Origin of the sequence: Herpetosiphon llansteffanensis (assembly GCF_003205875.1) — a bacterium.
Lineage (GTDB): Bacteria > Chloroflexota > Chloroflexia > Chloroflexales > Herpetosiphonaceae > Herpetosiphon > Herpetosiphon llansteffanensis.
In genome coordinates this window covers 1-23,459 of the sequence record NZ_PUBZ01000085.1, presented here as the reverse complement: position 1 = coordinate 23,459, position 23,459 = coordinate 1, and the positions used below count along the sequence as shown (strand labels likewise).

Here is a 23,459-nt window from a genome sequence, read left to right as displayed (position 1 = left end):
CTACGATCAAGAACTCATTCGCGGAGCAGTTGCTTGCAGGATGTAGACCTTTAGGACGATGACACAAATGCTTTACAATAGTTAAATTTTGTTAATAGATACGCCGAGCGTATTGATTATACGAGCGAAGTGCGGCTAAGGAGTAAGGCAGGTTTGGCAAATGCTGTTTCTGGAGGTTTGGATGGTTCGTTTAATCCGTTGGTTTGGAATCGGGTTGGCAGGACTTTTGATCAGTAGTTTGTATGCGCAACCACTGGCTCGCGGGCCAATGTATGCTGGCCAAGAATTGGATTATCAGCCGTCGATTATGCGGCTTGGCGACTCGAATCAGCTGGTGATTGTGTTGGAGCGTTTGAATCCGGCCAATCTTAGCGGCGATTTATTGCTGAGCAGCTCGAATGATAATGGGGCAACGTGGAGCACTCCGCAGCCAATCATTGCCACCAATAGCAACGAGCGCCACCCAGCGTTGGTGCAGCATGGTGCGGAAGCCTATAGTCTTTTTTATCTTTCGAATGCAACTGGCGGCTTTCGGATTCATCGGGCAACCTCAAGCGATGGCTTAACCTGGACAGCCCAAGGCCCGCTTGAGCTTGGCTGGGCTAGCGCTGGCGAGATCAATCCAACCGTAATTGTGGCAAATGGCAAGTTGACCATGACCTATCAGCGGCTGGGCAGCCCTTCGACGGTGCATATTGCTCAATCAAGTGATAATGGAGTAACCTGGGATACCCAACGCACTCAAATTGCCCAAGGCCAATTGCCGCGCTTGGCATGGCGGGCCGCAGATAACCAATATGTTGTGGCCTATCAAACTGGCAATACCATGCTCCAAATGTATAGCAAAACCTCAAATGATGTTTACAACTGGAGCAATCCGGCGCATCCGCTTTCAATCGATGCCAATAGCCACGATGCAATGCCAATTGTGCTTGAAGATGGCACGTTTTTTGTGAGTTATGTCAAAGCGAGCAATGCAACAGGCTTTGATGTGATGTATCGTACCAGCAGCGATGGCGAAACTTGGTCACCAGAAGTTGCGGTTACGAATGAGCATGCTGGCGATGTCGAGCCGCATGGCTTGCTAACTGAGCAGGCAGGTCGTTTGCTGTTGGCGTGGGGCCGTCCAGCCAGCGCCAGCGATTATAATATCTGGCTCGAACACGATTTGGTTATTCCCGCTGATCTGAGCAATGCCCACCTCAGCGTTGATCAAACCAATTTCGACCCCGGAACAGACCTCAACTACACGCTACAATTTACCAATACGGGCCTCGCGCCGAACACTGGCCAGCTTACGATAACCATGCCAACGTCAGTTACCCTTTATCTTGGAGGCGAAAGTGCCAGCCATGGAACTCTCATCTATCATTCTCCAAACCAATACATATGGAAGCATCTGCTGGCAGTCGGTGAGCCAATAAGCATGAATGTGAGAGTTTTAGTTGGTGATCTCAGTATGGCACCTGGTACCGTGCTAACCACCAGCGTAATCATTCAAACTAATGATCAACGATGGCCCTTGAGCGTAAGCAGCACCGCCAATGGCGAACAGCGCATCTATCTGCCATTCGTTGGCAACTAACTGAGCTGTCGCGTATGGCTATTGGCGATTGGCTTTGTGGGTATTGAGATTGATTGCCCAATCGGATCTCCGATAGCCCAAAGCCAATCGCCTCATTCCTCTTCGTGGTTAAGGTATAGAATTTCCTCGTTAATTCATCCTTCATAATTTCAGCCTGGGCTTTCAAAAAACGATAAAATATAGTAGGATTAGCATAACAGCGCAACGCGTCAAAACGGGCAACTTTTTAAGCTTTTGACAGCCTGCCTAGGCTCCTCTATCATAAGCATATTAATTTTTTTAGCCATTGGGCATGTGGTGTGGATGGGGTATCATGGATTCGCAGCAACAGTTCACCGCTGCCTCGCATTTGACTGCTGATAACTTGCGGAGTATTGCACGTTCAATCTCAATCAGTCAGGTGTCGCGGTTGTCGTTGCCGGAGATCGATGCCGTTGTTGACCAAATCTCGCGGGTCGTGCCAGCTGGCAATGTGCCCGGGGTAATTTTAAGTGGTTTAGCCAAATTAACAGGCCGTCGACCAGCAGGCAATGTCATTAAACGTGATGTAAATCTCATGTTTCGCGGGGTTGAGCAAGCACTCGATAAAGCGGTGTTTAGCACCTTCTTTGCTGGGCCTGCTGCGGTTATTTGGGGCTATCAAAAGCTGCTTGAGCTAGCAGGCAAAGATCCGCAAGATGCGTTTCCCGAAGGCACATGGCAATTTTATGTTGGCTATGCCTTGCGCGAAGATACCGCCCGCCACGCTAACGAAACCATCGGCTTCGATGAAACGCTCAACGATCATAAAATCAATTTGCCACCGATCGACCGCATGACAGCTTGGGTCATGGCGGCAATTCATATTCTCCACAGCTACCCTGAATTGCTTGAAAATGAATGGCGCGAACGCGTTTCGTTGGCTTTGCTGCGCGATTTAACCAAGGTCAATCCTGAAACGCGCCAATTTGCCGATCTCTATAGCCAATGGGAACGCCAACGACCCTATGGCCGTGGCCCCGATGTGCAATCGCAAGAAACCTACGCCAGCTATCGCAAACGTAAATTCGATGAATTTATGGCCGAATCAACCCGCGATTTGCCTAAAGAGCTGCGCGAACGCTGGGGCAAGCAGTTTCAACGCGCCCGCGAAATTGCCCTGCCTGCCTATCAACGCCAAATGTCGTTGGCAGCGTATCTTGACCCCACGCCGTATAACGAAAATATGGTGGCCTTGCCGCGCCAAAGTTGGCATATTGGCTTGATCTGGCGTGGTCATTATTATTTGATTCCTGCGTGTGCGCCCAATAGCACGCGCCCAAACGATGTGAGCAATGTGCGCAGTCAGATTGCCGCGCTGCTGGCCAGCCCCGCCAATCATGCGCCAACCTCATTGATTCCTTTGGCAACCACCAAGCGCGCAAGTTTACCAAGCATTTTGGGCAAGCTGCGGCCTGAAACCAGCCAACAACTCGAAGCCCTGCGTTGTGCGCCAATTTGGTTTAATGCCGATGGCCGCCCGCGCCATTTACCGTTGGCCGAAGTGCGCCTAACCGAACGCGCACTTGGCGACCACGGCTTGACCTTGATCGATACTGGCTCAAGTATGGTTTTTGATCAATCGCATATTTTCTTCGATGGCGCTTGGGGTTCAGCAGTCGCCGAAATTATGACCCTCGAAGCCTTGGCTTGGGCGGTCTATTTGCGCGGCCAACCAGCTCCAGTAGCAGGATCGGTGCGGCCATATGCTCCAAATATCGAACTCAACGAAGAAGAAAAACAGATTTTAGCTGATAGCCCTAAGATTGTGGCCGAAGCGAGCGCCGAATCAATCGGGCTGGACCTGAAGAAAATTTTGGATTTGCGCAAACTCTTCAAGCAGCGCAACGATCAAATTCGAATCACAGTTAATGATATTTTGGTGCTCTATCGCGCCATCCATGCTGTTTCCTACAAGCCAAATCCTGAGTTGCAAGCCTCGTTACAAGAAGCTGCCAACGATCCACAGCTCAAGGCAGCGGTTGAAGCAACAATCACGGCGTTTGAGGAATCGCTCACAAATCCAGCGATTTTAATTCCGGTTGATGGCAGCATTCCCAATCCCAGCGATCGCCTGCATCCCATGACCTTTGAGGTTCCACTCGAAGAGCTTGAGATCACCAAGTTGCACGAACGAGCGTTGAGCTTGCTTGATCAGGCACGGCAAGAGTGGCGGGCCGAAGTTTGGGATACATTTGAAGCTACCCAAAAGCATTATTTGGCCACGATTGCTGGTTTTGGCGAGGTTTCAGCCCGTGCCAAAGATATTGCGCAATCGGGCGAAAGCACCTCATCGGGAGCGTTGCGCTTGTTGGCACACGTGCCAATGGCCTTGCAACGCTTGCTCGATGCCATTCCTGGCAAGTTCGATGTGCTCAACGATTTGATCAAAGGCCGCGAAGTGCTTTCCAATGTTGGGGCGGTCGCCGATACCAGCTCACTCGCGCGCTTTATCACCGCCAAAGACGATAACGAAAAGAAAACCTTGGCTTGGGGCGTAATTACCGATGCCAATGGCGTGATGCACGTTTCGTTGCGCGATTTCCGCCCGCATGTTGGCATGTTTATCAATGTTGGGCGACGCGATTTGGCTCGCCGGATCGCCAACGATTATCTTGAAAGCTATGTCAATGGCCTCAATCGCTTTATCAGCGAATTGACCAAAATTACCCAAGGCCGCCATAGTCGCCAGTAATGAGAGCATAGAACATAGAGCATAGAACATAGGATTTGGGGGCAGAGAGAAAATTATGAAGGATGAAGGATGAGGGATGAAGAACATAGAACATAGAGCATAGAGCATAGATTTTGGGATCAGGGGCCGGGGCAGAGAGAAAATTATGAAGGATGAGGGATGAAGAACATAGGATTTGGGGATCAATATTTTTAACGCAGGGACGCAGAGAAGCGAAGGATCAAGTTAAAGCCCAAAGCCAACAGCCAATAGCCCAATCCCAATAATCTGTGCAATCTGTGGCTAAAAACTTAACCTTCGTGCAATTCGTGGCTCAACGAGAAACAACTCTATCACACGCTCGATCAAATCGTTCTGACTTTTGATTTTAAGCTTGGCACACTATGACTGATGATCTGCTTGGAAAACAACTCGCCAACTTTCGCATCGACCGAGTTCTAGGCCGTGGTGGCATGGGCTTGATCTACGTCGGCCACGATGTCAAACTTGATCGGCCTGTGGCAATCAAGGTGATCGATGGGCGCTATCGTCAAGTGCCAAGCTATGCCGAGCGCTTTGTACGCGAAGCCCGCGCCATCGCCACTTGGCGGCACGAAAATATCGTGCAAATCTACTACGCCGACGATACCGATAATCTCTATTATTTTGTAATGGAGTATATCGATGGCGTTGATCTTTCCAAAGTGCTTGCCCAATACACCAGTACCAGTAGCCTCTTGCCGCATAGCGCCGTGATCCACATCGCTCGCAGTTTGGCCAGCGCACTCGATTATGCCCACAAAAAGGGCGTAATTCACCGCGACATCAAGCCCTCAAACGTGATGGTCGCCCACGACCAGCGGGTAGTGTTGATGGATTTTGGCTTGGCGCTTGATACCCAGCTCGGTTCGCAGGGCGAAGTCTTTGGCACTGCCCACTATATCGCGCCCGAACAAGCACGCCGCTCGTCCGATGCAATTCCGCAATCGGATCTGTATGCCTTGGGCGTGATTTTGTATGAATTGTTGACTGGCTCGGTGCCATTTGATGATCCGTCGGCAACCAGCGTGGCCTTGCAACACCTGACCCAAGCTCCACCATCACCGCAAGAGAAAAATCCCAAGCTCAACGATGCAACATCAGCGGTCTTGCTCAAAGCTTTGGCCAAAGCACCAGCTGAACGCTATCAAACTGGCGCAGATCTGATTGCGGCGCTAGAACAAGCCTTGGGCATCACGGGCAGTCATCAAATTACGGCGGCAGCAAATGTTGCGCCTGGCGTGCGCCCACCATCACAGCCAGGAGCCTTGGGCTTTGCTACCTTCGACCCAGAAAAACCGTTGGAAGGCCAATATCTCGACGGCTATCGGGTTGAGGCGTTGCTTGGGCGCGGTGGCATGGCCAACATTTTCCGTGGGGTCGATGTGCGGCTCAATCGCACGGTGGCAATCAAAGTTATCGATACGCCTTTCCGCAACGATCAAAGCTATGCAGAGCGCTTCAATCGCGAAGCGCAAGCCATTGCCCAGCTCGAACACCCCAACATTGTGCGGCTCTATCACTATGGCGATTCCTATGGCCTGTTGTATATGGTAATGGAGTATATCGAAGGCCAAAATCTGCACAAGGTAATTGAGCAGGTGCGGACCAGCGCCCAAGAATGGACTCCACGCACGCTGTGTCGTATGATTCGCGAAATCTGCGCGGCGTTGGATTATGCGCATAGCAAAGGCGTAATCCATCGTGATGTCAAGCCATCGAACATTATGATCAACAAAGATGGACGGGCAATTTTGGCCGACTTTGGCTTGGCCTTGTTGACCGAAGTTGGCACACGCGGCGAGATTTTCGGCTCGCCACATTATGTCGCGCCAGAGCAAGCAATTTCATCGGCCAAAGTTGTACCGCAAACCGACCTCTACAGTTTGGGTGTGATTTTGTATGAGCTGTGGACGGGTCAAGTGCCGTTTGACGATGCCGATCCGCTGGCGATTGCCATGCTGCATATGGCCGAGCCGCCCAAAGCGCCGCGCTCGATCAATCCGGCAATTTCGAGCCAACTAGAGGCGGTGATTCTCAAAATGTTGGCCAAAGATCCCAGCGAGCGCTTTCCAACTGGTTTGGATTTGGCAGAAGCGTTGGAAGCAGCTTTGGGCATTTCATCAACCGGCACAGGCGAATATGTGCGCAGCAAAATTACACCCGTGCTTGACCAAGCAGTGAATAGCCCAAGCCAGCCAGCGATTTCAACCCCAACGCCTGTGGTAGTGGCAAGTGAGCCAACTGCACCCAAAACGGCCAGCCAGCCCGTTGCCAACGTGGTGCCAGCAGAATCGTTGCCAACGCCGCCAACGCCTAGCAATAAATATGAAAAAGCGCCATCAGAGCCGACTAAGCGGCGGGTTCAGCCTTTGCCACCAACGCCAGCTGCGGTAGCCAAAGCACCAGAACCAACCAGCGCACCAACGCTGCCCATGCCGCCAGCAGATAATACTATTCGCGAAGCGCCAGCCCCGCGTTTATACACCAACCGCCAACAACGCAGCCGTTGGTTGTTTATGTTGATTGGCGCAATTGTTTTAATCACGTTTCTGGTTATTCTCTGGCAATTAGTCAGTATGATCTAGGCAGTATGGGCATTGGTGCTACTATTTGAGCAGAATCGCAACTAGCTGGAGTGCTCAATGTATACCAATGCCCATACCCATTTAGAACTTAGCGCCTTGGCCGAGCTTTGCCCAACTGGCCAAGAATTTGGCGCATGGCTGCAAACCATGTTGGCGCGGCGCATGCAGCTCGATAATGCAACCCTCGAACGCGGCATCCACAGCGCAATCGAACAGCTTCACCACAATCAAACCACCACGGTTGGCGATATTTCGGCCACCAGATTAAGCATCGAACCCTTGCTGAACAGTGGATTGGCGGGCGTGGTCTACCTCGAAGTGCTTGGCTTTGATCCAAAAGTGGCAAGCGAGCGATTTCGCGCCGCCCAACGCGAAATCGACAGCTGGCGCAAACGCGAAAATGCCATGAAAATTGGCCTCAGCATTCACGCACCGTATAGTTGCGCGCCGTCACTATTTGAGGCAGCGGCTCGTTGGTGTCAGGATGAAGCCTTGCCTTTGGCCATCCACATTGCTGAATCACCAGCAGAAGTGGCCTTTTTGCAGCAAGGAATTGGCGGGCTACGCGAGCTTAATCGCCGCATCACGCCACATATTGAGTGGCAAGCTCCGCAATGCTCACCAATTGCCTATCTCGAACAGCTTGGGGTTTTGGAAGCCCAACCAGTGTTGGTGCATGCCGTCCAAGTCTATGCCGATGATCTGGCGTTAATTGCCAAATATGATTGTGCTGTGGTGCATTGCCCGCGTTCCAACCACAATCTCTTATGTGGGCGCATGCCGCTTGAACAGATGCTTGCGCACGGAATTCGGGTTGGTTTAGGCACCGATAGCCTAACCTCAGCGCAATCGTTGGATATGCGTGATGAAGTGGCCTTTGCTCAGCAATTGCACGCCTATAAAGTCGAGCCTGCCCTAATCGAGCAATTGGCAACGCAAGCAAGTATTTTGGCCTAGGCAGAGCAATTTTTGCACTTGCTAGCCCATGAAGCCATGCGGTAGAATGCAGCTACGCAATGCCTCAGCATTCAATTTCTCCCAGCAGCTGCGATGTTCAAAGCCTGCCAGCCAAGCGGTTGGCATACGTGGAGGGTTATCGACCATGAGTTGGAATGACCAAGAAGATACTACGATTTATAAGGTGGTCATTAATCACGAAGAACAATATTCGATTTGGCCAGCTGATCGCGAAAATCCACTGGGCTGGAACGATGCAGGCAAATCTGGCACCAAAGCCGAATGTTTGGACTATATCAGAGAAGTCTGGACCGATATGCGGCCCTTGAGCTTGCGCAAAATAATGGATGAGCAAACAAGCGAAGGCTAAACAGCTGCAAAAAGTCACTGCCTGACACAGCAAGCGACTATCCTCCAAGGGTAGTCGTTTTTTGCTGCAAGGAGCCTGTGATGAGCCATACGTTGCCAGCTTGGCACACCGAACTGCGCCGCAACCAAACCCTGCATCAATGGGGCTTTCGCTGGCATTCGCACCGCCGATTAAGCCGCACGCCAGCCCGCAGCGATGGTTCGATCAGCTTGGGTTCATGTCCGTCGCTCACCACCCGCCATGGCCGTTCCTGCCTCGTATTTGATCCAAGCCAACCACACGATCTATGGCTTGATTTCTGTAACGATCCTGAGCAGCCACGTTTGCGCTGCGAGCCGACGTTCGCGGCATTGAGCCAACTTTATCAACGCTATTTTCAGCGCTTCAGCGGCCAACCAGGCAACAATGGCATGAGTATGGTGGCCCAAGTGGTGCAATTGCGCTCGCAGCTCAATACGCTTGGGCTTGACAGCTTTTTGGGTGCTGGGTATCAACAATTTCAGCTCTTCTTGGGCTTCATTGATGAGGATGGGATTGTTGGCTTGGAAAATTCGCTGGTGTTTAATCCGTGGCTGGCCTTGCATGCCTTGGCCATGGATTCAGCCAGCGGCTGTGGCTATTCGCAATATCGCACGGCCTATTCTGGTTCGATTTTGACCATGGAATTTAATCGCAATTACACCGCTGATGATGTTGCGCTGTGTCTGGCGCGCATTGCCTATCAGCCAGTTGCTGAACAGGCGAATTTGCAACGCTGGCAAATGCAAAATCCCGAATCAATTGCTGCCTGCTTGCCGCTTGATGTGCCGTTTGATGTCTTGGGCACGTTTCAGCAAGGCGCTTGGGGTTGGTGGCAAACTGCCGAAGAAGCCCAAGCTTTGGCCGCCGAAGGTGATTCGAACGCGACGATCATCGCGCATGTATTGACCTAAAAAAAGCCAGCGGTCGAGAAACAGTTTCTCGACCGCTGGCGTGCAGTTCGTTTGGTTTAGGCCGAAAGTGGCTCAACCGGTTTGCTGCTGGTCATTTGCAATTGTTCGCCTTTGTTGAAAATAATCACACCATTTTCAACATCGACCTCGACCACATCGCCAGCGCTGAATTCGCCTTTGAGCAACGCCCGTGAGAGCGGCGTTTCGACCAAGCGTTGCAAGGTGCGGCGCAGTGGGCGGGCCCCATAAACGGGATTATAGCCTTCTTGCACCAACAATTCCTTGGCTGCGCTGGTCAAATGCAAGCTAATTTGCAATTCGCTCAAGCGTGCGACAACTTCATCGGCTAAGACATCGATAATCCCAGTCAATTCGGCCATTTCCAATGGCTTGAACAGAATGATCTCATCGATCCGGTTCAAGAATTCAGGGCGGAAGGTGCGTTTCAAGGCATCATCAACCCGTTTGCGCACTTCGCCAAGGTCAATTTTGTTCTCGCGGCGGAAGCCAATCGAGCCAGCCCGAATCTCATCAGTCCCAACATTCGAGGTCATAATGATCACGGTGTTGCGGAAATCAACAGTTCGGCCTTGCGCATCAGTCAGGCGACCATCATCAAGCACTTGCAACAAGGCGTTGAACACATCGCCGTGGGCTTTTTCAATCTCATCAAACAAAATGACTTGATATGGACGACGACGAATCGATTCGGTCAATTGACCGCCTTCATCGTAGCCAACGTAGCCTGGAGGTGCGCCAACCAAGCGCGAGACGGTATGCCGTTCTTGGTATTCCGACATATCGACACGGGTCATGGCATCTTCATCATCAAACAGGAAGGCTGCCAAGGCTTTGGCCAATTCGGTTTTACCAACCCCAGTTGGCCCCACAAAGATGAACGAGCCGATTGGGCGACGTGGATCTTTGAGGCCCGAACGAGCGCGCCGAATCGCGTCGGAAACCGCAGTGACGGCCTCGTGTTGACCAACAACCCGGGCATGCAAGCGTTCTTCCATCTCGACCAGCTTGAGTTTTTCGGTTTCGAGCATGCGCTGCACCGGAATCCCCGTCCACGTCGCGACGATGGTTGCAACATCTTCTTCGTCGACCACATCATCGAGTTGGTTGGTTTCGAGCCATTGCTGGCGTTCGAGCTGAAATTCGCTTTCCAAGGCCAAGGCTTCAGCTTTGAGAATCGCGGCGCGTTCGTAATCGCGCTGATTGCCAGCATCTTCCTCGCCACGGTGCAGATCGCGAATGGCTTGTTGCTTTTCGCGCAGCTCTTTGGGCATCGAATAAATATCAATCCGCAGCTTGGCCGAGGCTTCGTCGATCAAGTCGATCGCTTTGTCGGGCAAGAAGCGGTCGTTGATGTAGCGGTGTGAAAGATTGGCGGCGGCCTTCAAGGCTGCATCGCTAATCGTCAAATTGTGATGTTCTTCGTAGCGGCGACGCAAGCCGCGCAACATCTCGATGGTGGTTTCAACATCTGGCTCTTCAACATAGACTGGCGAGAAACGGCGTTCGAGCGCTGCATCTTTTTCGATGTGTTTGCGATATTCGTCGGTGGTTGTTGCGCCAACGGCTTGCATCTCGCCACGCGCCAAGGCTGGCTTGAGCATATTCGAGGCATCGATTGAGCCAGCAGCTGAGCCAGCGCCAACCACGGTGTGCAATTCATCGATAAAGACAATCACTTTGCCTTTGGCCGAGCGCACTTCGTCCATCACCGCTTTGAGCCGTTCTTCGAACTCGCCACGGAACTTTGAGCCAGCGACCATGCCAGCCAAATCGAGGGCCAAAACGCGGCGATTGCGCAACAGTTCTGGTACATCGCCATTGGCAATGCGTTGGGCGAGGCCTTCAGCGATGGCAGTTTTACCAACGCCAGTTTCGCCCACTAGCACCGGATTATTCTTGCTACGGCGGCTCAAAATCCGAATGACGCGGGTAATTTCGCCATCGCGGCCAACCACCGGATCAAGCAAACCTTGGGCGGCGAGGGCGGTCAGGTCGGTGCTGTATTTTTCCAGCACTTCGTAGCGGCTTTCAGCAGTTGGATCATCGGCGCGTTGCGAGCCACGAATCTCCATCAGAATTGCCAGCAAGCGCTCGGTATCGATGCCAAAGCTGGCAAGGATGCGGGCCGAAGCACCTTCGCGTTCGCCAGCGATTGCAATCAACAAATGCTCAGTTGAGACATATTGATCGCCCATGCGCTCGGCTTCTTGCTCGGCGCGTTTGACCAAGCGTTGGGTGCGCGGCGTAACGTAGACGCTTTGCTGAGGATAGCCATAATTATAAACTTTGGGCGATTTATCAAGCTCGCGTTCGACGCGGGCAATCACCGATTCAACATTGACACTAAGGCGACCCAAAACCCGCCCGGCAATCCCATCTGATTGGCGCAACAAAGCCAAGAAAATATGCTCAACATCGAGCTGCGAGTGATGCTGTTCGTGCATCAACTCTTGGGCATGTTGAAACGCTTCTTGCGCTTTTTCGGTAAATCGTTCTAACTTCATATAAAAACCCTTTGAAGGGATGAAGGATGAAGGATGAGGGATGAAACAGCTTCATCCTTTATCCTTCGTCCTTCAGCCTTTCGGTTAATCGCTATCCCGTAGAGCCATCACCAATTCGCGCTGTTTGGGAGTCAGGCTAGTTGGTAGCACTGCCTGAACTTTGACCAGCAAATCGCCGCGAGTATTTTGGTCGCGCAGGTTGGGCAAGCCCTGGCCGCGCAAACGAAACACCTTGGCATTTTGGGTCTGTTCGGGCACCGTCAATGTTAATTGCTTCCCATCAGGTAATGGGACTTTTATTTTGCCACCAAGGATGAGGGTATGCCAATCGACTGCGAGATCGGTATGTAAATCGTTGCCTTTGCGCTCGAAGCGGCTATCGGGCACGAGATTGACCACCAACATCAAATCGCCACGTTTACCTTGGTCGATGCCAGGGCTACCTTCGCCAGCAACGCGAATGCGCGACCCTTGATCGACTCCGGCGGGAATGCGCACGTTGATGGTGCGGGTGCTTGTGCCGCTTACGCCAGTACCGCCACAGGTTGGGCAAATACTGCCACGGCTGGCCCCACTGCCACCGCAACTGCTACACATTTCGGGCGCTTGTAATTGAATTGTGCGTTGGGTTCCACTGAGCACTTCAGCTAAAGTGACATCAATGGTTTGCTCAACATTTTGGCCGCGTTGTGGCCGGCGATTGCCATAGACCCCGCTGGTTTGGCGGCGGCTGGCATTGCCGAACAACATCTCGAAAAAATCGGAGAACTCACCGTTGGCGAAATCGCCGCCAAAGTTGCTACCAAAACCACCTGGTTGCGAGGCGTATTGATTCCAATTAAACCCCGAACCTGTACTTTGGGCGCGTCCCCAATCGGCACCGAAGCGATCGTACTTCTCTCGCTTATCTTTGTCCGATACAACCTCATAGGCTTCGTTGATTTCTTTGAATTTACGTTCAGCTTCAGAATCGCCGGGATTGAGGTCTGGGTGATATTGACGCGCCAATTTCCGATAGGCTTTTTTGATTTCAGCTTCGGTTGCAGTTTTCGTTACGCCAAGAATTGTATAGTAATCCTTGTAATCCATTACAACCCCTTCTAGTGCGAACTTCTGAACGTGAATTGATCATACGCCGCCCACCATGGCATGTCAAGATAATGCAACGTTAACGGCTAATTTCTAATATGCTGTTAGCAGTTCGCAGAGAAGTACAGCTCGATCGCTCATTCCAATAGTACCAAGCCATGCCCTGCTTCGTCTAGCGTTTTCAGCCCACAATCGCCCTAGTTCTTTCGGCATAAACCGCCTAGGCCCAAATAGCCATCACAAGCAGGGTTTGGGCCGCTAGAATACTCAGTAGTTAACCTATCTACATACGCGGGAGGTCATTATGATGGCGCAATTATTTTCGCTGAGCAGTTTGTTTGTCATGCCATTCTGGTTTTTGATGGTCGTGCTGCCCTTTTGGAAGTGGACGCAGCGGATCATTCAATCGCCATGGCTTATTCTTGGCCCAGCCTTGATTTATGTAATTGTCTTGGTGCCAGTTTTTGGCACTGTTTGGACAGGCGTGAGCAACCCAACCTTGCCCGGCATCATTGAATTGATCGGCAATGAGACCGGTGCCACGCTCAGCTGGGTGCACTTTTTGGCCTTTGATCTCTTCGTTGGGCGTTGGATCTATTTAGATAGCCGCGAACGCAACATTTTTGCGCCAATCACCAGTCTTATCCTCATCAGCGTTCTTATGATCGGCCCAGCAGGATTCTTGATCTATATGGTCGTGCGCACGATCCACGGTCTTGTTCGTTCAGCAAAAACTACACCTGTTATTCAAACTGTAGCTAAATAAAGGAACAGCCATGACAACGACTGCTCAATTCCCAGAGGCTCGGCAGACGATGCCAGGAGCGGGAGCGATTTTGCGCCAATTTTGGGCCACCAGCAAAGGCATGACCAGCTTTTTTATCATTAGTTGCTTTTTCTTGGTGCTTGCCTTGGCCGGAGTGATTGTTGACCCGCGCGAGGTGCTTGGCCAACCTGTTTGGATGAAAAGCCTGAAATTTGCCTTCTCGTTTGTGGTGTATGCGCCCACAGTGCTGTGGATGTTCAGTTATGTCAAAGTTCGCCCACGTTTGATGCGCTTTGTGCTGGATGCTTGTGCAGCAGCACTTTCAATCGAAATTGTACTTTTTATTATTCAAGCGGTGCGCGGCCAACCAATGCACTTTAATATTGCGACTCCCATTGATGAAACCTTATGGAGCATCATGGGCACGACAATCGCAGTATTCTACATGATCAATATCATCGGATTTGTGGTCTTCTTGCGCCAAAAACCAGTTGCCGATCGCGCTTTCATCCTCAGTTTGAAACTTGGAATGGCCTTGATGTTAATTGGCTTTGGCCTTGGCTTCTTGATGACCAGCCCAAGCCCTGACCAGATGAACATCTTAGAAGCAGGTGGGTCGGTTCCTGCAATCGGTGCCCATACGGTTGGCGCTGCTGATGGTGGTCGTGGAATTGCGGTGCTAGGCTGGAGCACAGAACATGGCGATTTGCGCATTGCCCACTTCATTGGAATTCACGGCGCACAAGTGCTGGCCTTGATTGGCTGGTTGCTCTACACCGCTAAGCAACGTTTCAGCGATAAGCAACGTTTGGCCTTGATTTGGGGCGCGGCAGTTGCCTATCTCGGCCTCGTCGCCAGCGTAACGGTTCAAGCGCTACGTGGTCAAGCACTGCTCCAACCAGATGCCATCACGCTCACCAGTTGGATTGGGCTGGCAGTCGTAAGTATATTATTTACGAGTATTGTTATGAATAAAAAGAACATAGAACAGAGAGCATAGAACATATGGCTCCTAGGCTGAAGGCTGGCGAAAATAAAATATGAAGGATGAAAAAGTTAGAGCAAAGAACAGAGAGCATAGAACATATGGCTCTAGGCTGAAGGCTATGGGCTATCGGAACAATAATCAAAAAAATCTGTGCAATCTGTGGCAAAAATAAAATATGAAGGATGAGGTATGAAAATCAGAGCAAAGAACATAGAACAGAGAGCATAGAACATATGGCTCTAGTCTGAAGGCTATGGGACTATCGGAACAATAATCAAAAAAATCTGTGCAATCTGTGGCTAAAAAGTGTTCTTCGCGGTTTCAGCTCTTCGTGCTCTTCGTGTCCTTCGTGGATCAATAAAAAGGCTCTTGGCTTGGTAGCTTTGCCGCTACTTCAGCCAAGAGCCTCAATCTTTAATCTGCTGCATTACAAAGGTGCGAGCTGTTCATCCTTCATAATTCAGCCTTCATCCTTCGAAATTAAGCTTCGAGACTGCTGATGTCGAGGCCCAAGGCTGCGGCAACACCGCGACCATAGGCTGGGTCGGCTTTCAAGAAGTGGCCGATTTGGCGCAATTGAATAAATTCTGGCACGCCTTGCATTGCAGCTGCAATGTTGTTAAACAATTGTTGTTGTTGATCAGCATTCATCAAGCGGAACAGATTGCCTGGCTGAGTGTAATCGTCGTTGCCATCGCGATGGTTGTAGCGATCGGCATCGCCGCTGATTTTCAGTGCTGGCTCGGCGTAGCGTTGGTTTTCAACTGGGCCGCCAAAGCTGTTTGGCTCGTAATTAACCGCACCGCCACCATTATTATCGAAGCGCATTTGGCCATCGCGATGGTAGGTGTTGACTGGTGAATGGGGCTTGTTGACTGGCAACGCAGCATAATTCACGCCAATTCGATAGCGATGGGCATCAGCATACGACATAATTCGCGCTTGCAACATCTTATCAGGTGAGAAGCCAATGCCGGGCACGATATTTGATGGCTCAAAAGCGGCTTGTTCGATTTCGGCAAAGTAGTTTTCTGGGTTGCGATTCAACTCCAAGGTGCCAACTTCGATCAATGGATAATCGGCGTGTGGCCAAACTTTGGTCAAATCGAATGGGTTAATGTGGTAGGTTTCAGCTTCGGCTTCGGGCATAATTTGCACACACAGCTTCCAGCTGGGGAATTCACTGCGTTCGATCGCTTCAAACAAATCGCGTTGTGAGCTTTCGCGATCAACACCAACGACTTCGGCTGCTTCGGCGTTCGTCCAATTCTTGATGCCTTGTTGGCAGCGGAAGTGGAATTTGACCCAGAAGCGTTCGTTTTGGGCGTTGAGGAAGCTATAGGTGTGGCTGCCGAAGCCATGCACAAAGCGATAGCTAATTGGCAAACCGCGATCGCTAAACAAGATGGTTACTTGGTGCAAGCTTTCGGGCGAGAGCGACCAGAAATCCCACATTGCTTGAGGCGTGCGCATATTGGTTTTGGGGTTGCGCTTTTGGGTATGAATAAAATCGCTGAATTTCATTGGGTCGCGCACAAAGAACACTGGCGTGTTATTGCCAACCACGTCCCAGTTGCCTTCGTCGGTGTAGAATTTAACCGCAAAACCGCGCACGTCGCGTTCGGCATCGGCAGCGCCGTGTTCGCCAGCAACGGTCGAGAAGCGCAGCAAGACTGGAGTTTGCTTGCCAACTTCACCAAAGATCGCAGCCTTGGAATATGCCGTTACATCGTTGGTAACGGTAAACGTCCCAAATGCGCCCGAACCTTTAGCGTGGACGACCCGTTCTGGCACCCGTTCGCGGTTGAAGGTAGCCATTTTTTCCAACAGTTGAAAATCTTGCATCAACAGTGGGCCACGGGGGCCAGCCGTCAATGAATTTTGATTGTCGGCAATCGGCGCACCATGGGCGGTCGTCAGTTGTTCTTGCTCATCCATTCGAACAAATCTCCTAAGGTAATCTGAGAAAACGGGGTGCTCGCCTATTTTGGCACAAAGCGAGCGAACGAACAGGTGCAGTAGTTGGCCGAAGCCAAGCATGCCCCCATACTGTATGCTATTATAGCTATAGTTGCAAGATCTTATTAACTATACAAACTATAGGCAACAACTATGGAAATTCATCAATTGCTCTATTTTGTGGCGGTAGCCGAAACTGGTGGTTTCAGCAAAGCAGCTCAACGCTGTGCAGTCAGCCAGCCCTCGCTCAGCCAGCAAATTATCAAATTGGAGCATGAGCTTGGCCAAAGCCTGTTTGAACGCTTGGGTCGCACGATTCGGCTCACAACTGCTGGCCAAGCCTTGCTGCCTCAAGCTCAACAATTGCTGGCCCAATGGCGTTCGATCAAGCACCATGTGAGCGATAGCGTTGAACAGCATGCCTATCGTTTGGCGCTGGGCATTATCCCAACCATCGCGCAGCACTTTTTTCCTCATGTTAGCGCTGCCTTTCAACACCATTATCCGCGCACAACATTAACAATAGTTGAACACACGACGAGCAAATTATTAATGCAGCTGATCGACTACAGCTTAGATTTGATCATTGCTAGTGCGCCGATTGAGCATCAGTTACTGCAGATTGAGCCATTATTTGATGAACCATTGTTGGTTGCCTTGCCCGCTACGCACGCTTATGCGCAACGTTCAGCCTTGCAATTAAATGATTTATATCACATGCCGCTGCTGGCGTTACACGATGATCATTGTTTGAGCAACCAAGTCGATGCCTTTTGCTACGAACAACATTTGGAGCCACAAATTGTTGGTAGGGTCACCAATTTAGCGACCATCCAACGTTGTGTCGCTGCTGGTTTGGGAATGGCGTTTGTGCCGCAATCCTTGGCCCAAGCAGAACCCCAGCCAAACATAGTTTATCGGCGCTTAGTCGAAGCCCAGCCGCAGCGCAGAATCGTCGCCGCATGGCATCATCAACGCCCACCAAGCAGGAGTGTGCTTACTTTGCTGAAAACAAACCTTTTAGGAAGAACATAGAGCAAAGAACATAGAACATATGGCTTGGGCTATAGGCTATGAGCGTTTGGCTATGGGCTATAGGAACATAATCTCAAAAATCTGTGCAATCTGTGGCTAAAAAACTCAGCCTTCGCGATCTTCGCGCTCTTCGTGGTTTCAACCCTTCGTGTCCTTCGTGGATCAACAAAGGAGATTCTTGATGGAACTGAATCTACTCAATGTCAGCAGCAACTATCACCAAATGATCGATGCCAATCGCGCCGAAATCAGCGTCAGAATCAAAGGCTCATCGGTGATTAGCAATGCTACAGCCTTGGAAAAAGCCAAAGAAGTGCGCCAGCTGGTCGAAGCCTTGACCAACTATGGCTTGGCCAAAACCGCCATCCAACTACAAAGCGTGGTTGCTGAGGTCAATAATGGCATGTTGTTGCGCAGTTCCAGCGCCACCTATAGCCTATTAATTCGCTGCGACGATTTGGAGCAACTGCCTGATCTGTTAGGCATTATCACCAGCCAAAAACAAGTCAGCCTCGAAAACGTCACCTGGGGCTTTCCCGATGATCAAGCAATGATCAATACGTGGTTACAAGCTGCGCTGGAATTAGCCAAAGCCAAGGCCAAAGCGATGGCCCAAACCCTTGGCGTGCAGATTATTGGTGTGCATCGAGTTGATGATCACTATCATAGCGAGCAACAAACCTATGCTCCTCAAGCCTTGTTTCGCAAATCGGCGGCTGCACCACGAGCTGCTGCGCCCAGTTTTACCAAAGACGATCTTGGTTTGGCAATGGTGCATCGCAAACGGATTGAGGTGCAGGTTCAGGTGGCATTTATCATCAACCAAAATGAGAATTTTTCGATTTAGCGAATATTCGCTAAAAAGTACTTGATAATGCAGTGCGTCATGCTATAATAGCCAACAATCGAACCTCGGCCAAACCTCAGAAATGCAAAGGAGCATGGCAATGACTGCTCAATTAACCGTTGGCGATACCATGAACGCAGCCGTAATCTCCTGTCGTACCGAAACCAGCCTGCGTGAGGCGATCACGCTGCTGCAAAGCAACCGCATTCAAGCCCTCGTTGTGGTTGATGGCCCAGGTTCTTTAGCTGGTGTTTTTTCGCAAACTGATGCGCTGGGCGCGTGGAGTCGAGGCCTCGATTATGAGCGCTCGATGGATAGCCCAGTTGGTGAGTTTATGACCCGCGATGTGATTACGTGTATGCCCCATGTTGATCTGAGCCGCGCCGCCAATCTGCTGACCAACAACCGAATTCATCGGTTGGTCGTGGTCGAGGAGCGCAATGATGGCCGCGTTTGGCCAATCGGCGTGCTTTCGCAAACCGATATTGTGCGCAAATTGGGCCAAGAAGGGCAGTAATTGAAGGATGAATTATGAGGGATGAGGGATGAAAGGGTCAGGTTTTTAACCACGAAGAGCGCGAAGGATCACTAAGATCAATTAATTCGCGCTCTTCAGTTTCTTCATAGATCAGATTTTTAACGCAGCGGCGCAGAGGAATTGTGGCTATTGGCTATGAGGCTTTTGGCTATTGGGAATTCAATCTGTGGAATCTGTGTCAATCTGTGGCTAAAAAACCTTCGTGTTGCTTCGTGGCCTTCGCGGTTGCAACCCTGCGTGGATCAGCTTTTTAACGCAGAGGCGCAGAGGAATCATGGCACTAGGCTATTGGCTTTTGGCTATTGGAACAATTATTCGTGGAATTCGTGCAATTCGTGGCTAAAAATTTTTGGCTATAGGCTTTTAGCTAGCGGAATATAATCCCAATCATCTGTGCCAATCTGTGGCTAAAAAACCTTCGTGTTGCTTCGTGGCCTTCGCGGTTGCAACCCTGCGTGGATCAGCTTTTTAACGCAGAGGCGCAAAATTAAATTTCTTATCCCCAATCCCCAACAACCGATCCCCTTTCCCTATGTTCTATGTTCTATGCTCTATGTTCTATCATTCCTCCCTCATAATTCATCCTTCATCCCTTCGCAAACTGCTACTTGACAAACCAACCAATCTTGGATACACTACGCCCATCAATAAAAACTGATTTATCCGATAAAACAGTTTTTATTATGACGCAGTTCTGAAGCACTGGACATGCATCATTGGCAAAGCGTCAGCATTGATACGAGGTCGTAGCGGCAACTACGCATCTCGGTGCTCCTCTCTCCCCTCTCCAGTTGGCACACCAGCCGCTCATGGCACAGAGCGGCTGGTTCTTCTTTTAGTGCTAAAATACAAAATTGTGCTGAAAACTGACTAAAACCCCTGTTCTCATAGACGCGCTCTATGGATATAATAGATAGAACACATCGCAGCTAAAGCAATCACGGCGTACAATTATGGTTTAGAGACCGGCTTTGGTTGGTTGACGAACCATTAGGTTCGCAGTATCTTTAGAGGCTATAACCTGGCAAAGAAGCCAATTAAGGAGAATACGTTCATGGCAGTCGTAGATTATCAGACGGAGCAACAGCCCGCTGAAATCGCCCGTGAGGACGTGAATATTAACGACTTCGCGATTATTGTGGCTACTCCCAATGGTTCTGGGAGCCAAACCGCCAATAATACCATCCTCCGTGCTTGTTTCAACATGGGTATTCCGGTAACAGGCAAAAACCTGTTTCCATCAAACATCAAAGGTTTACCCACGTGGTATTCAATTCGCTTGAGCAAGGATGGCTATCAAGCTCGCCGTCATAAACGCGATGTTTTGGTGGCCATGAATCCAGCCAGCTTTGGCGATGACCTTCAATCGCTTGAGCCAGGTGGGATTTGTCTGTATCCTGATGATTCGCGCCAAGAGCTTTCCCGCAGCGACGTGACCTACTTCCCAATGCCAGTCAAGGAATTGGTGAAGAACTCAGGGGTCGATGCCAGCTTGCGCGATTATATTGCCAACATGGTGTATGTTGGGGTCTTAGCCCACTTGGTCGGCATTGAAGTTGCCGAAATCGAAAGTGCCTTAAACAAGCACTTCAAGGGCAAGCAAAAAGCCATTGCCTCGAATATGAATGTGGTCAATGCGGCTGTGGCTTGGGCTGCTGCCAACATCACCACCCAATCACCATTCCGCGTTGAGCGCATGGACAAAACCAAGGGCATGATTATGCTCGATGGTAATGCAGCTGGTGCGATTGGCTCGGTCTTCGGTGGCGTTTCATTCGTCGCTTGGTACCCAATTACGCCTTCAACCAGCTTGGTCGATGCCCTCAACGACTACTTGCCAGAACTGCGCATCGATAAAGCAACCAACAAGCCAACCTACGCCGTTGTGCAAGCAGAAGATGAATTGGCAGCCATCGGGATGATTATTGGCGCTGGTTGGGCTGGCGCTCGCTCAATGACCGCAACCTCCGGCCCTGGGCTTTCGTTGATGGCTGAGTTTACCGGCTTGGCCTATTTTACCGAAGTTCCATGTGTGGTTTGGGATGTTATGCGCATGGGGCCAAGTACTGGTATGCCAACCCGCACCGGTCAAACCGATTTGATCTCAGCCTATTTCTTGAGCCACGGGGATACCCAACACGTTTGTTTGCTGCCTTCAAGCATCAAAGAATGCTTTGAGTTTGGCTGGCGCTCATTCGATTTGGCCGAACGCTTGCAAACAATTGTGTTTGTGCTGAGCGACCTCGACTTGGGCATGAACCAATGGATCTCTGAGCCTTTCGAATACCCAACCGAGCCAATGGATCGCGGCAAGGTGCTCGATGCCGATGCCTTGACCGCAGTTGGCGATTGGGGCCGCTATCGCGATGTTGATGGCGATGGCATTCCATATCGCACGCTGCCTGGCACTAATCATCCTAAAGCAGCCTACTTCACGCGTGGTTCAGGCCACAACCAAGATGCCAAGTATACCGAACGCTCAGACGAGTGGGTCGCCAACTTGGACCGCTTGGCTCGTAAGTTTGAAACTGCACGGACGATCGTGCCAACACCAATCACGGTCAACGAAGAAAACGCCACGATTGGCATTCTCTCGTATGGCTCGAACGATCCAGCCATTATCGAAGCCTTGGATCGCTTGCGCGAAGCCAACATCAACGCCGCCTACCAACGGGTGCGGGCATTGCCATTCACCAAAGAAGTTGGCGAATTTGTGGCCAAGTACGAACGCATCTATGTGGTTGACAACAACTACAACGGCCAAATGGCACAATTGTTGCGGATGGAATACCCAGAATTAGCTGGCCGGATTATTGCTGTTGCAAGCTGCGATGGCTTGCCATTAACCGCCCGCTGGGTTACCGAATCAGTACAAAAAGGGGAAGCATAGGCCATGGCAACGACCAAAGCGACTCCCAAGCCAAAAATTAACCTGCTTGGGTTTGAACAAGGTGAATACAAAGGCGCACCTTCGACGCTGTGTCCAGGGTGTGGCCACGACTCAATCTCATCACGGATTGTGTCGGTCTGTTTCGAATTAGGTGTTCAGCCCTACCAAGTTGCTAAATTCAGCGGCATTGGCTGTTCATCGAAAACTCCGGCCTATTTCTTAGGTCGCTCACACGGTTTCAATAGCGTTCACGGGCGCATGCCCTCAGTTGCAACTGGTGCGATCATCACCAACCGCAACTTGGTCGGCTTGGCTGTGAGCGGCGACGGCGATACTGGCTCGATCGGGATGGGCCAATTCAAGCACTTGGTGCGCCGTAACGTACCAATGGTGTATATCGTCGAAAATAACGGCGTATATGGCTTGACCAAGGGCCAATTCTCAGCAACCGCCGACATCGGTCAAAAGCTGAAATATGCTGGCTTGAACGAACTTCCCCCAATTGATCTCTGTGCAGAAGCGATCATTGGTGGCGCAACCTTTGTTGCACGCTCGTTCGCTGGCGACCCACGCCAAGTTGAAGCCTTGCTCAAGGCAGCCTTGAGCCACCGTGGTTTGGCGATTCTCGACATCATCAGCCCATGTGTGACCTTCAACAACCACGAAGATTCAACCAAGAGCTATGCGTATGGCAAGGAACATGAAGAACGTCTGCACGACATGACCTTCATCCGCGCCCAAGAAGAAATCACGGTTGATTACGAAGAAGGCGAAGCAATTCCCGTCAAGATGCACGACGGCTCGACAATTGTGCTCAAAAAACTTGAGACCGATTACGACCCAACCAATCGGGTTGCCGCCTTGTCACGCTTGGATGCCGCTCGCGAAAACCAAGAGTTTATCACTGGCTTGCTCTATGTCAACCAAACTAACAATCGCACGATTCACGATTTGTTGCACATGGACGAACAGCCATTGAGCCATCTCTCAGCAGAACAACTCCGCCCAACCAAAGAAGCCCTCGATTCAGTCTTGGCTGACTTGTACTAATTTGGTTTTGGCGCATCACCCCAGTTCTGGCTTTTGCTCAGGGCTGGGGTGGTCTTTTTTAAGGATGAAGGATATAAAAGCCAGAACATAGAGCAAAGAGCATAGAACATAAAGCATAAAGATAAAATCAAAAGTCAAAAATCAAAAGCCCCAAAGCCTACAGCCAACAGCCCATAGCCATACCTTCTCTGCGCCGCTGCGTTAAAAATCTAATCCACGAAGCGCACGAAGGCTTTTAGCCACGAATTCCACGAATTTCACCAATTCGCCGTTAGCCTATAGCTGTACTGGTTCATTGGGTTAACCACGGCTTGATCCCCTCACCCCAACCCCTCTCCCGTGGCGCGGGAGAGGGGCTTTAAATTCATTGTTCTGCCGCAATTCCTTGGTGAAAAATGCATGCTCCCCCTCGCCCGCGTTCAGTGGGCGAGGGGGTTGGGGGTGAGGGAACATGGCTGCGCATCCAATGTACCAGTACATATAGCCCATAGCCAACAGCCCATAGCCATACCTTCTCTGCGCCGCTGCGTTAAGCACAGCATTGATTATATTCCTATAGCCAAAAGCCCATAGCCTAGAGCCTGACCCCTGACCCCTGACCCCCAATCC

16 protein-coding genes are annotated in these 23,459 nt (G+C 50.8%); 13 read left to right on the top strand and 3 right to left on the bottom strand.

The window, feature by feature from the left end; translation table 11 throughout:
• Positions 1-181 precede the first annotated feature (181 nt).
• The 6 genes from C5S61_RS09465 (at position 182) to C5S61_RS09440 (ending at position 9,163) form a co-directional block, all read left to right on the top strand.
• Positions 182-1,585, top strand: coding sequence for an exo-alpha-sialidase (locus C5S61_RS09465; protein ID WP_164689314.1), 1,404 nt, complete (start codon positions 182-184; stop codon positions 1,583-1,585).
• Between the two features lie 313 nt (positions 1,586-1,898).
• The gene (locus tag C5S61_RS09460; protein WP_110514814.1) at positions 1,899-4,298 is read left to right on the top strand and encodes a hypothetical protein; all 2,400 of its coding nucleotides are present in this window, start codon (positions 1,899-1,901) and stop codon (positions 4,296-4,298) included.
• 383 nt (positions 4,299-4,681) lie between these two features.
• Positions 4,682-6,904 carry a protein kinase domain-containing protein gene (locus C5S61_RS09455; RefSeq protein WP_110514813.1) on the top strand — a complete coding sequence of 741 codons (2,223 nt, stop codon included), beginning with the start codon at positions 4,682-4,684 and terminating at the stop codon, positions 6,902-6,904.
• A 57-nt stretch (positions 6,905-6,961) separates the two neighbouring features.
• A complete protein-coding gene (locus C5S61_RS09450) occupies positions 6,962-7,861 on the top strand; it encodes an amidohydrolase family protein (protein WP_110514812.1) in 900 nt (299 codons plus the stop codon).
• Positions 7,862-8,006: 145 nt separating this feature from the next.
• The gene (locus C5S61_RS09445) at positions 8,007-8,231 is read left to right on the top strand and encodes an MbtH family protein (protein ID WP_110514811.1); all 225 of its coding nucleotides are present in this window, start codon (positions 8,007-8,009) and stop codon (positions 8,229-8,231) included.
• A gap of 80 nt (positions 8,232-8,311) precedes the next feature.
• Positions 8,312-9,163 carry a hypothetical protein gene (locus C5S61_RS09440; RefSeq protein WP_110514810.1) on the top strand — a complete coding sequence of 284 codons (852 nt, stop codon included), beginning with the start codon at positions 8,312-8,314 and terminating at the stop codon, positions 9,161-9,163.
• A 56-nt stretch (positions 9,164-9,219) separates the two neighbouring features.
• Here the strand turns inward: C5S61_RS09440 and C5S61_RS09435 are convergent, their stop codons facing one another.
• Positions 9,220-11,688, bottom strand: coding sequence for an ATP-dependent Clp protease ATP-binding subunit (locus C5S61_RS09435; RefSeq protein ID WP_110514809.1), 2,469 nt, complete (start codon positions 11,686-11,688; stop codon positions 9,220-9,222).
• A gap of 84 nt (positions 11,689-11,772) precedes the next feature.
• A complete protein-coding gene (locus tag C5S61_RS09430) occupies positions 11,773-12,777 on the bottom strand; it encodes a DnaJ C-terminal domain-containing protein (protein ID WP_110514808.1) in 1,005 nt (334 codons plus the stop codon).
• A gap of 304 nt (positions 12,778-13,081) precedes the next feature.
• Between C5S61_RS09430 and C5S61_RS09425 the strand changes: the two genes are divergently transcribed.
• Positions 13,082-13,543 carry an ABA4-like family protein gene (locus C5S61_RS09425; protein WP_110514807.1) on the top strand — a complete coding sequence of 154 codons (462 nt, stop codon included), beginning with the start codon at positions 13,082-13,084 and terminating at the stop codon, positions 13,541-13,543.
• 10 nt (positions 13,544-13,553) lie between these two features.
• The gene (locus C5S61_RS09420; protein WP_110514806.1) at positions 13,554-14,543 is read left to right on the top strand and encodes a hypothetical protein; all 990 of its coding nucleotides are present in this window, start codon (positions 13,554-13,556) and stop codon (positions 14,541-14,543) included.
• A gap of 468 nt (positions 14,544-15,011) precedes the next feature.
• Here the strand turns inward: C5S61_RS09420 and C5S61_RS09415 are convergent, their stop codons facing one another.
• Complete coding sequence (locus C5S61_RS09415) at positions 15,012-16,469, bottom strand: catalase (protein WP_110514805.1); 1,458 nt, start codon at positions 16,467-16,469, stop codon at positions 15,012-15,014.
• Positions 16,470-16,643: 174 nt separating this feature from the next.
• Between C5S61_RS09415 and C5S61_RS09410 the strand changes: the two genes are divergently transcribed.
• From C5S61_RS09410 to C5S61_RS09390, 5 genes are all read left to right on the top strand, one after another.
• Positions 16,644-17,525, top strand: a complete 882-nt coding sequence (locus tag C5S61_RS09410; RefSeq protein WP_110514804.1) for a LysR family transcriptional regulator — start codon at positions 16,644-16,646, stop codon at positions 17,523-17,525.
• A 181-nt stretch (positions 17,526-17,706) separates the two neighbouring features.
• Positions 17,707-18,372, top strand: a complete 666-nt coding sequence (locus C5S61_RS09405) for an SIMPL domain-containing protein (RefSeq protein WP_110514803.1) — start codon at positions 17,707-17,709, stop codon at positions 18,370-18,372.
• A gap of 100 nt (positions 18,373-18,472) precedes the next feature.
• Positions 18,473-18,889: a CBS domain-containing protein gene (locus C5S61_RS09400; protein WP_110514802.1), complete on the top strand. Its 417-nt coding sequence runs from the start codon at positions 18,473-18,475 to the stop codon at positions 18,887-18,889.
• Positions 18,890-19,964: 1,075 nt separating this feature from the next.
• Positions 19,965-21,800 (top strand): 2-oxoacid:acceptor oxidoreductase subunit alpha, encoded by a 1,836-nt coding sequence (locus C5S61_RS09395; protein WP_110514801.1) that lies wholly within the window; start codon positions 19,965-19,967, stop codon positions 21,798-21,800.
• Positions 21,801-21,803: 3 nt separating this feature from the next.
• Positions 21,804-22,850, top strand: a complete 1,047-nt coding sequence (locus C5S61_RS09390) for a 2-oxoacid:ferredoxin oxidoreductase subunit beta (RefSeq protein WP_110514800.1) — start codon at positions 21,804-21,806, stop codon at positions 22,848-22,850.
• Positions 22,851-23,459: the final 609 nt, after the last annotated feature.